This window comes from Chryseobacterium daecheongense (genome assembly GCF_003729955.1).
Lineage (GTDB): Bacteria > Bacteroidota > Bacteroidia > Flavobacteriales > Weeksellaceae > Chryseobacterium > Chryseobacterium daecheongense.
In genome coordinates, this window is sequence record NZ_RJTX01000003.1 from 29,861 (window position 1) to 40,927 (window position 11,067).

The window sequence follows — 11,067 nt, forward strand, 5'->3', positions numbered from 1 at the left end:
TTTTTATAGAAACTCCACAATAATTCATTTTATGATTTAAGAAATAAAAAAACCTCAGACAAAGTCTGAGGTTTATATATTAAACAGTTGTATTATTATTTTTTGATGAATTTGGATGTGAATACATCTTTTCCTTTTTCTTCAATAGTAATAATATATCCGCCTTTCACTAATGCTGAAACATTAATTTTTCCGCTGTTAACATTTCCACTTCCCACCAATTGTCCTGTAGTACCATAGATTTTGTAAGAAGCTTTGTCTGAAACTTTAGTAACATTTAAGACATCAGTTGCCGGGTTAGGATAAATCTGAATACCATCGTTATTTTTAATGATATCATTGGTCCCCAATACCTGCTGGATAAGTACCGGATAATCTTCAATTTCACCGTAAGGATATACCTCACATCCGTTATCAGCCTGAGCTCCATACGTTAACATCACTCTCATGATAACATTCTTACCACCTGCATAAGCTGTTGCAGGAACAGAGAATGTTCCGGAAACCGGTGTTGTTGTGTTAGGTGAGCTGGTGAAGATCATTTCCGTATCCGAGAAGTTTCCGTCTCTGTTGAAATCGATCCAAGCGGTAACCCCTTCAGCATATAGACTTGATGTCCAAGCTTTTGTAACACTGATACTATTGTTTGTTGAACCTTGTGTAAGGGTTATTAATTTAGATAAATCAGTTGTATAATTAGTATACGTAGACGCTCCACTAGGGTTTGAAATAGCAGCAGATCCTGTAGGAGTTACCGAAACATTTGAAATATATTCATCTGCGGCACTTCCTGCACTATTTGTACAAAATGCGTAAAGTAAGGTATTAAAGTTGACGGAAGCAGAATAAGCTCCTAATGTGGATCCACAAACATTAGCCACTTGCACTTCGTATGAAGTCCCTTCTTCAAGACCCGTTAATTGATAAGAGTTTGTTGGCACAGATACCGTAGTCCATGTAGCAGCTCCTGTTTTTCTGTATCTTAAAGAATAGGTAGCACCTTGAAGTGCGGTCCAGGTTACATTCACGGATGTCATAGTAATACCTGTAACTGCAACACCTGTTGCAGCAGCAGCAGAACAAGCTCCCGGAGTTGCAGAAACTGTTGCGCTTCCGATAGCATAGAATACATTTCCGATGGCACTCACTCTGATCTTAACATTCGTTCCAGCAGAAAGCGAGGAGAATGAATATGGTTCAGCACCGTCGTTAGGAGTGGACGGAGTGATCACTGTCCAGTTAACTCCATTATCCGTAGTATAATCTATCTTAACATTTTGTGTGTTATATGAGCCTCCATTTGTACCTACAACATCCCAGGTAATTGCTCCCGGCGTATTGTTATAGACAGTTGTTGAAGTTACCTTAAATGGTCCTTCGTTACCAACATCAATATGCTGTAATGCAGAATTGGTTTGTTGTTGAAAAACATTAGGGTTATTATCTCTTACTGTAAGGACAAAATTTGCAGATCTTGGCTTAAGAGGGGTAGCTTCCCAATCAGCTGTTGATGATAAATTCCCAGCCAATACTGTAGCTAATTTAGGAAAATATCTTGTCGGGCTGGTTGTAGGAAGTATGGATCTGAACAATGGACCTAATGTATTGTTTCCGTTAATCGCTGTAACCGCAGTTAATGCCGTATCGAATTGTTCCCAGGTATATGTCATTGGATTTCCTTCAGGATCGGTAGCATTTCCCGTTAGCACAAATGCTGTTCCTTTAGGGATCATATAATTATTCAAAGCACTGATTACCGGAGGGTTATTAGCCACTGCCGTTTCCACATCACAAGTTTTGCTTGTCATGTTATTTTGTATCTGAATAATACTTGCTACATGGAAATAAGGATCTGAATTCAGCTGTACGTTAGCACTTGTGATTCCAGCATACCCCATAATAGTAGATCCTGATCCAGGCTCCATATTTACACCTGAACCTTCCACATTATGAGAGAATGTATGGTTTGCTCCTAATTGATGCCCCATTTCATGAGCTACATAATCAATATCAAATGAATCTCCTTGTGGAATTGCATTCGCAGGGGAAGTATATCCTGATCCTTTAGCCTTTGAAGTGGGCGAAACCGGATCCACACATACACAACCGATACATCCTGCATTTCCACCACCACCACTTCTTCCGAAAAGGTGTCCTATATCATAGCTCGAGCTTCCGATAGTATTGGTAAGATTCGCCTGTAATTCCACATTCCAGTTCCCCATTGAAGAAGCGGGAGAATATGGATCATTATTAGGATCTGCATAAACCAGTACCGGAAAGTTCTGCATATTTAAATGGATCGCCAGATCTTTTTCAAATACTCCGTTTACTCTGGTCATGGTATTATTCATTGCCACTAAAGCTCCTGAAACACCCCCAAAATAGGTTGTATACTCACCAGTAACGGATAATGCCAATCTCATGGTTCTGTATTTTTTATCAGAAGATTTGGAGAAATCCGTAGGGTTATTGCTAAAAGATTTAGATTTTGTAGAATTAAATAGTTTAGCAATTTGCTCTTTAGACAAAACATCTTCATTCATAGAACATAGGAATCCTTGAGATCCTGTATCTATTGTTTTAGGATGTACACTATAAATTGTTTTGGAATTATCCGCAGGGTCAATAAACTGATATACTCCGTCTTTAATAATCATGGATTGAAAATCAATCGGAGATGTTGAAAATCTTAAATATTTTGAAGGATCGTCAATTCCCACTCCCACATAAGAGCCTAATTGATATTGGTCTGCCAGTTCTTTTACAACAACCGGAAAACTATAAACCGCAAACTTCTCTACTTTTCCACCTAATGTGGGTAAAGAAATTTCTACAGGTTTTGCGTTGTTCCCCATTTCCGGGGCATTCGCTAACTGAGCTCTTAACATGGTAAGATCCAATGTATAATGGCTCGTCATTTCCGCACCTTCTCTAACTTTTTCTCCCTTAAAAGCCGCAGGACTCCATTGTGCATTAGCAGTTCCTAATAAAGAAAGAAAAAAGAAAGAAGTAAAAATTTTCTTCATAACTTTTTAATTATATTTAATTTGCAAATATAATTATTTTACAATACGAAATTGATAATTTAACACATTTGTTTTCAATTACTTTTCAATTATTCAAAATTAGATTTAAAAATAAAAAACCTAAGGTACTACACCCCAGGTTTCTTTATTTATCTGATAAATTGATTAAAAAATCAATAATGTAATTTATTAAAATTTATAGGCAATGTTCCATGCAAATCCCATATTAAATTTGGAAGAGCTTCTTCCAAACCCGGGTACAATCATGGGCTGAATATCCTCTTGTTTGGTAGTATAGATCAAATATTTTGGCTGAAGATTCACATCAATATAAAAGTTCGATTCAAATAACTGTACTCTTCCTCCAATAGTTCCTTCAATCCAGTATGAGGATTGTGAAGAGGATGGAAAAGAAACAGAAGAATTACTTCCCCCGAATCCACGAACCGGCACCGCCATATACTCCTGATTGTAAAAAGAACCTGCCAACTTACCTCCTGCATAGAAACCATTAAATTCATTCTCCGCATCTTCAGCAAGCATGTAAAAAGCACCTAGCTTCACAAAAGGCCCATTTACTTTAGCATCATATCCGTTCTTCTGATAGATATTTTTTTCAAAACCTGCTTCAATAACACCATGAACGTTTCCTTTAATCCTCGATGATACGAATCCCTGGTAAAGCTTTCGGTCCGAGAAGAAAGAAACTCCCGTATTGAGAGCATCAAAACCAATCATGAAATTGGGTTCATATTTCCATTTTGCTTTTTCTGTCTTTTTATTGTCCTGTCCAAAACTCAGAACACTCCAGATGCTAAAAAAGAAGGTAAAGATTAGTCTTGTTTTCATTCTCTATAAAATTTTGTCCCAATTCCAATCCCAGAACCGGATTTGCTATTAGTAATTCCGAAGTTAATCCTTCATACGTTTTTTTAATACCGCAGCCAGGAGAAACATAGGTTGATTTTGTAGTATAGTTAATTTTAACTTTGGACTCTGTTCCTTTATTTCTGGTCTTAAAATACACTTCTGTATATGGGGAATCATCAACACGCAAAGGAATTAAGGTAGATTCTACTTTTGTTTTCCAGCCTAAATTCACTTTTCCAGACCCATAATCTACAAATACCTGTAAAGAATCTAATGTAATAGCTTTATTGTCTGCATTTTTAAACATGACCATCATTCTGGGGGTTCCTTCACCGCTTTCGCAGATATCATCATCGCCACCGCATGAACAAAGCAGCCCGAGGAAGCTTAGGAATATAAAAAACTTATAATATTTCATAGTAAGATTTGATACTCAAATTTAGCTAATTTATTTTTTTAGCAATAATGCAATATTCTCTACGTGATGGGTTTGCGGGAACATATCTACCGGTAAAATTTTAACCAGGGTATAATGATCCTTCATCAGAGCCAGATCTCTTGCCTGAGTTGCAGAATTACAGCTCACATACACTATCTTTTCGGGAGATAATTTCAAGATCTGTTCCACTACTTTCTGATGCATTCCGTCTCTCGGCGGATCGGTAATCAACACATCTGCTTTTGGGTGGTTCTGCAAAAATTCATCATTGAAAATATCTTTCATATCTCCGCAATAGAAGGTACAGTTATCAAGACCATTCAATTCAGCATGCTCAATAGCTGCATCAATAGCTTCCTGAACAGATTCTATACCGATTACCTGTTTTGCTTTTCTGGCTACATATTGTGCAATAGTTCCTGTTCCGGTATATAAATCGTAAACCACTTCATCTCCTTTCAGATCTGCAAATTCTAATGTTTTTCTGTAAAGTTCCAACGCTTGTTTATAATTGGTCTGAAAGAATGATTTCGGACCGATCTTAAATTTCAATCCATCCATTTCTTCCATTAAAAACCCTTCTCCCGAATGTATATTGATCTCTAAATCATAGATGGAATCATTTGGTTTTGGATTGATAGCATATACCAATGTTTTGATTTGCGGGAATTTTTCCAGTAAGAATGTAAATAGCTTTTCTCTGTTTTCTTTTTCTTCTCTGTAAAGCTGGAATAAAACCATCCATTCTCCTTTAGAGTTCTGTCTCATCATTAAAGTTCTCAGGAATCCTTCCTGGTTTTTCACATCAAAGAAATCCAGACCGTTCTGATCTGCATATTCTTTTACAGCCAATCTTATGGCATTGGACGGATCTTCCTGAAGAAAGCATTCTTTAAGATCAAGGATTTTGCTCCACATTCCCGGAATATGAAATCCTAATGCATTTTTATCGTTGAAATCGTCCTGGGAATTGATTTCTGCAACAGTTAACCAACGTGCGTTGGAGAAGGAAAATTCCATTTTATTTCTGTAGAAATATTCCTCTTCTGATCCAAGAATAGAAAGGGTTTCAAAATTCTCTAAACCTCCAATCCTTTTTATATTGTTATACACTTCTTCCTGCTTGAAATCCAATTGCTTTTCATAGCTCATATTTTGCCATTTGCAACCCCCGCAAGCTCCGAAGTGAATACATTTCGGGGCTACTCTGAAGGGGGATTCTTCTAAAACTTCCACCGCTTCAGCTTCATAATATTTGGATTTGGATTTTTTCACTCTTGCATTCACCACATCACCGGGAATGGCTCCTGAAACCAGAACTGTTTTCCCATCCTCAGTTTTTCCAATGGCAACTCCTTTAGCACCCGCAGTGACAAGTTTTATATTTTCAAGAATAATGTTTTTCTTCTTTTTCATTCAGCACTTTCTATTGTTTCTATAATTGATTGAAACTCTTCCTGGTTTCATTCCGCAAAAATACAAATAAAAAAACCTTATCCGAAGATAAGGTCTTATCTATAATAAAGTTTATTACTTGGTTGGAGCCGGTTGAGGATTTGCAGGTTGTTCCGGCGCTGGCTGCATCGCTGAAGGATCAATGCTCATTCCTGGTTGCAGCTGTACTCTCGGGTCCACTTTAGGAGCAGTAAGCCCTGTTTGCTTATCCAATACGGTTACCAATTCAGGATCTCCTAAATTAAAGAATGGCTTACTTGCAATTTTACCGTCTTTATCAACGATGATGAAACAAGGTAATTTAAATCCATATACCCCATATTTTTTGGCAATATCAGAATCAAGACCTCCTTTTCCATATACATTTACACCTGTGATTCCTTTTAACAATGAGTTGCTTGTTTTTACAAACTGTTCTTTGGTATCATCAACATTAACGAATACAAAATTCATTTTGGATTTATAGAAATTCACCACTTCTTTCAATACAGGAACTGTAGCTTCTCCGATATATGGGTTCCATGAAGCATAGAATGTGATCATATATGGCTTTCCTTTATTTTCAGAAAGATTGTATGATTTATCATCCTGCTTTATTAATGAAGCTTCAGGAGCAGGCTCACCTACTTTAAATCCGTTGATCGCAAACTGGATCTTTTTCAAATCGCTTTTGATAGTAGCATCCTTGATATCTTCATCAATAATTTTCTTGATTTTTTCAATTGTTTTCTCCGGTGTTGTCGGGTGAATATCCGATTGAGCCATTACAAAAGCCAAAAGATAATCTTTCGCTGTTTGAGAAAGGTCTTTTTTAGACTTTAAATATTCAGCAAATAATTCTGAAGTAGTAACATCTGTTTTTCCTTTACTTTTTGCTTCCGCATATTTTTGGAAATCAGGACTCATTTTAGTTAATAAATACTGTCTGTAAACAGGGTTTTCCTTTACCATAACGTCTTTATTCTCCTGAAGTTTGTTCTCATAATCCGTGAAAGCTTTAGAAGACTTGAATGAAGGATTTCCGGACATTTGCTGCTGTCTCAGCTGGTATTGAGTCATAATAGAAAGCAATGTACTTGCTACATCATTCTTTTTCCAGTTGATAATTTCTTTGTCAGGATTGAATTTCTTTACATTTTCATCAATATTCTTATTGATGTCTGCTTCTACTTTCTGAACACCTTTGATAAAAGTATTTTCATCCTTCATCATAAGCTCATTCATATTCACTGTCTGAGCATAGTTAGTAAGATATTTTTGAGTGGCCATGAAGAAGTCATTATCCTTTTTAGCGTCTCCTGTAATAACATATTCCATTGGGAACGTTGCTCCGTTACCTGAAATATTAAGGGTTTGACCACCTTTTAAATAAATCAGATTTTGCTTTCCACCATAAGAAACCACATACATTCCGCTTTTAGGAGCTTCGAAAGTTCCTGAAAAGGTCCCGTCATTTTTCAAACCGATATTGGCTAACGGAAGTGTTGCTACTCCTGAAGCCTCAATAAATTCGATTCTTTCTAATGGAGATCCGCCTGTGATTTTTCCTTTTACTTCAACTTTTTTAGAGCAAGACATTGCAAAAACTGCAATGATAAACAATAAAAGATATTTTTTCATTTTTGAATTGTATAATTGAACAAAAATAAGTTTTTCGGGATACCCGACACAATTTAAAAGTATTTTTTATGAAAGATTTAACTAAAAAAAATCGCCATCCGATAGGGAGACGATTTTTTCATGTATATAAAGTCAATTCTATCCTCTATCAACAAAAGCTGCCATGTACTCTCTATTCATTCTGGCAATATTTTCAAGGGAAATTCCTTTAGGACATTCCACTTCACAAGCACCAGTATTAGAACAGTTTCCGAATCCTTCTTCATCCATTGCCTTCACCATGTTCAGAACTCTTCTTTTTGCTTCTACTCTACCTTGAGGAAGTAATGCAAACTGAGAAACCTTAGCTCCTACAAATAGCATTGCAGATCCGTTTTTACATGTAGCTACACAAGCTCCACATCCGATACATGCAGCAGCATCCATTGCTTTATCCGCATCATCTTTAGGAACCGGAATCGCATTTGCATCCAACGTATTTCCTGAAGTGTTCACCGAAATGAATCCACCAGCAGCCATTACTCTGTCGAATGCGCTTCTGTCTACCATTAAGTCTTTGATAACTGGGAAAGCAGCACTTCTCCAAGGTTCGATAACGATGGTTTCACCGTCTTTGAACATTCTCATGTGAAGCTGGCAAGTAGTGATTCCTGTATCCGGACCATGTGCTCTACCATTGATGTAAAGAGAACACATTCCGCAGATTCCTTCACGGCAATCGTGGTCGAAAGCTACCGGCTCTTTTCCTTCGTTAATTAAGTTTTCGTTCAGAATGTCCAACATTTCCAGGAATGAAGAATCCGTAGAAACGTCCGATATTTTGTAGGTCTCAAACTGACCTTTAGATTTATTATTTTTTTGTCTCCAAATTTTCAGCGTAAGATGTAAGCCTTTTTTTGCACTCATAATTATGTATTTATAGGTTGGAGATTATTTGTAACTTCTAGTTTTAACCTCGATGTTCTCATAGATCAGTTCTTCTTTATGCAACACTTCTGCGTTGATATTGCTTCCCTGATATTCCCAAGCTGCAACGTATTTATAATTTACGTCATCTCTTTCCGCTTCTCCATCCGGAGTGGAGTGGTCTTCACGGAAATGTCCTCCACAAGATTCATTTCTATGAAGTGCATCGATAGCCATTAATTGTCCAAGCTCAAGGAAATCTGCCACTCTGAATGCTTTTTCAAGCTCAGTGTTCATACCATCATTATCTCCAGGAACTTTTACGTTTTTCCAGAAGTCGTTTCTTACTTCTTCGATTTCTTTGATTGCTTCTCTTAATCCTTCAGGAGTTCTTCCCATTCCTACTTTATTCCACATGATGTGTCCTAATTGCTTATGGAAATGATCTACTGAATGAGTCCCTTTATTATTTAAGAAGAAGTCGACTTTTTCTTTAATTCCTTTTTCAGCTTCATCAAAGGCCCCCGTGTTCGTTGGAATAGCCCCTGTTCTGATATCCGCAGAAAGATAATCTGCAATAGTGTATGGAAGAACGAAATATCCGTCCGCAAGACCCTGCATCAAGGCAGAAGCTCCCAATCTGTTAGCTCCGTGGTCTGAGAAGTTAGCTTCACCGATTACGAAACATCCAGGAATAGTAGACTGAAGATTATAATCAACCCAAACACCACCCATTGTATAGTGAACGGCAGGATAAATCTTCATTGGAGTCTTGTAAGGGTCATCAGCAGTGATCTTTTCGTACATTACGAATAAGTTACCGTATTTCTCCTCAACCCATTTTTTACCTAAATCGTAGATTTGCTGATCCGTTGGGTTATGAATATGTTTTTCAATAGCGGCTTCTCTACCTTTTTTCATGATCTCTGTAGAGAAATCCAGATAAACACCTTCCTTTGTATCATTATTTTCGATTCCGAAACCAGCATCACATCTTTCCTTAGCCGCTCTTGAAGCAACGTCTCTAGGAACAAGGTTACCGAACGCAGGATATCTTCTTTCTAAATAATAATCTCTATCTTCTTCTTTAATATTCTCAGGTCTTAATTTACCTTCTCTGATCGCCACAGAATCCTCAATCTTTTTAGGAACCCAGATTCTTCCCGAGTTTCTTAATGATTCAGACATTAACGTCAGTTTAGATTGCTGTGTTCCATGAACAGGAATACAAGTCGGGTGAATCTGTACATAGCAAGGGTTTGCGAAATAAGCTCCTTTCTTGTGAATTTTCCATGCTGCAGAAACGTTTGAACCCATTGCATTCGTTGAAAGGAAATATACGTTTCCATAACCTCCGGAAGCAATAACAACAGCATGAGCAGAATGTCTTTCAATTTCACCTGTTACAAGGTTTCTTGCAATAATTCCTCTTGCTTTTCCGTCAACAATTACAAGATCCATCATTTCATGACGGTTGTACATCTTGATTCTACCTTTACCGATCTGACGGCTCATTGCAGAATAAGCACCTAATAATAACTGCTGACCAGTTTGTCCTTTGGCATAGAAAGTTCTTTTTACCTGAACCCCACCAAATGAACGGTTATCTAACTGACCTCCGTAATCTCTTCCAAAAGGAACCCCTTGGGAAACACACTGGTCGATAATATTTGCAGAAACTTCAGCTAATCTGTAAACATTAGCCTCTCTTGCTCTATAGTCACCTCCTTTAATGGTGTCATAGAATAATCTGTAGGTAGAGTCACCATCTCCCTGATAATTTTTAGCTGCGTTGATTCCCCCCTGAGCTGCAATTGAGTGTGCTCTTCTAGGAGAATCCTGATAGCAGAATGCCTTTACATTATATCCCTGCTCAGCTAAAGTAGCTGCTGCAGAACCTCCTGCCAAACCTGTCCCTACAACAATAATATCAATCTTGTCTCTGTTGTTTGGTGCAACAAGGTTCATATGGTCTTTATGATTTTTCCATTTATCCTTAAGAGGACCTGCTGGAATTTTTGAATCTAATTTACTCATAAGTATGATATTATTATTGAGTTACAAAGTGGAAAATTGCGATAAAAACGAAACCTGCAGGAATAAGGATAGAATACCATTTTCCGAAAGCTTTAATTACCGGCGTATATTTTGGATGTCTTGCGCCAATCGACTGGAAAGAAGATTGAAAACCGTGAGCTAAGTGTAATCCCAATAAAACAAAAGAAATTACATATAAAGCCACTCTCCAGATATCAGCAAATTTCTCATGAAGCTCCGGCCAGAAACGCTCGGCATCAGGAGCAATCCCTTCAATATACTTATAGTTCATTTCATGGAACCAGAAATCATATAAGTGAAGTGCCAAAAAGGCTAAAACAACAGCTCCGGAAATAATCATATTTCTGGACATCCATGATGAGTTCACAGAAGGATTGTTCGCTGCGTACTTTACAGGACGCGCTTTGTTATTCTTAATCTCCAGCACAAATCCCATAATGAAATGGAAAATAACCGCAAAACCAAGAATAGGCTGCATTAAGAACTGCACAAAAGGATTATAGCCCATGAAGTCCGATGCTATATTGAAAGCATCTCTGTTCAGGACTGATAACAAATTGGTCGTCAAATGCAGTATAAGGAAGATCAGCAAAAACATAGCCGATAATGCCATAGCATATTTTCTACCTATCGTAGAACTCGTTAAACCTGCCATAAAAGTTTAAATTTGATTTTCCACAAAATTAAGAA

8 protein-coding genes are annotated in these 11,067 nt (G+C 37.3%); all 8 read right to left on the minus strand.

From position 1 onward, the window contains the following. Positions 1–95: 95 nt before the first annotated feature. The 8 genes from EGI05_RS12680 to EGI05_RS12715 all read right to left on the minus strand — a co-directional run bounded on the left by EGI05_RS12680 (position 96) and on the right by EGI05_RS12715 (position 11,032). Positions 96–3,029, minus strand: a complete 2,934-nt coding sequence (locus EGI05_RS12680) for a reprolysin-like metallopeptidase (RefSeq protein ID WP_123263423.1) — start codon at positions 3,027–3,029, stop codon at positions 96–98. Between the two features lie 189 nt (positions 3,030–3,218). After that, positions 3,219–3,878, minus strand: coding sequence for a DUF6048 family protein (locus EGI05_RS12685; RefSeq protein ID WP_123263424.1), 660 nt, complete (start codon positions 3,876–3,878; stop codon positions 3,219–3,221). After that, positions 3,844–4,317: a DUF6452 family protein gene (locus EGI05_RS12690; protein ID WP_123263425.1), complete on the minus strand. Its 474-nt coding sequence runs from the start codon at positions 4,315–4,317 to the stop codon at positions 3,844–3,846. The genes EGI05_RS12685 and EGI05_RS12690 overlap by 35 nt, the downstream gene beginning before the upstream one ends. A gap of 30 nt (positions 4,318–4,347) precedes the next feature. Then, positions 4,348–5,754 carry a 23S rRNA (uracil(1939)-C(5))-methyltransferase RlmD gene (gene rlmD, locus EGI05_RS12695; protein ID WP_123263426.1) on the minus strand — a complete coding sequence of 469 codons (1,407 nt, stop codon included), beginning with the start codon at positions 5,752–5,754 and terminating at the stop codon, positions 4,348–4,350. A gap of 114 nt (positions 5,755–5,868) precedes the next feature. Next, on the minus strand, positions 5,869–7,413 hold the full coding sequence (locus EGI05_RS12700) for a TlpA family protein disulfide reductase (RefSeq protein WP_123263427.1): 1,545 nt from the start codon (positions 7,411–7,413) through the stop codon (positions 5,869–5,871). A 138-nt stretch (positions 7,414–7,551) separates the two neighbouring features. Then, on the minus strand, positions 7,552–8,319 hold the full coding sequence (locus tag EGI05_RS12705) for a succinate dehydrogenase/fumarate reductase iron-sulfur subunit (RefSeq protein ID WP_123263428.1): 768 nt from the start codon (positions 8,317–8,319) through the stop codon (positions 7,552–7,554). Positions 8,320–8,343: 24 nt separating this feature from the next. Next, on the minus strand, positions 8,344–10,356 hold the full coding sequence (locus tag EGI05_RS12710; protein WP_123263429.1) for a fumarate reductase/succinate dehydrogenase flavoprotein subunit: 2,013 nt from the start codon (positions 10,354–10,356) through the stop codon (positions 8,344–8,346). A 13-nt stretch (positions 10,357–10,369) separates the two neighbouring features. Next, a complete protein-coding gene (locus EGI05_RS12715; RefSeq protein WP_123263430.1) occupies positions 10,370–11,032 on the minus strand; it encodes a succinate dehydrogenase cytochrome b subunit in 663 nt (220 codons plus the stop codon). Positions 11,033–11,067: the final 35 nt, after the last annotated feature.

Coding starts and splice junctions, on each gene's coding strand:
- EGI05_RS12710 (WP_123263429.1), bottom strand. CDS start 10,356: ATGAGTAAATTAGATTCAAAAATTCCAGCAGGTCCTCTTAAGGATAAA.
- EGI05_RS12715 (WP_123263430.1), bottom strand. CDS start 11,032: ATGGCAGGTTTAACGAGTTCTACGATAGGTAGAAAATATGCTATGGCA.
- EGI05_RS12680 (WP_123263423.1), bottom strand. CDS start 3,029: ATGAAGAAAATTTTTACTTCTTTCTTTTTTCTTTCTTTATTAGGAACT.
- EGI05_RS12685 (WP_123263424.1), bottom strand. CDS start 3,878: ATGAAAACAAGACTAATCTTTACCTTCTTTTTTAGCATCTGGAGTGTT.
- EGI05_RS12705 (WP_123263428.1), bottom strand. CDS start 8,319: ATGAGTGCAAAAAAAGGCTTACATCTTACGCTGAAAATTTGGAGACAA.
- EGI05_RS12700 (WP_123263427.1), bottom strand. CDS start 7,413: ATGAAAAAATATCTTTTATTGTTTATCATTGCAGTTTTTGCAATGTCT.
- rlmD (WP_123263426.1), bottom strand. CDS start 5,754: ATGAAAAAGAAGAAAAACATTATTCTTGAAAATATAAAACTTGTCACT.
- EGI05_RS12690 (WP_123263425.1), bottom strand. CDS start 4,317: ATGAAATATTATAAGTTTTTTATATTCCTAAGCTTCCTCGGGCTGCTT.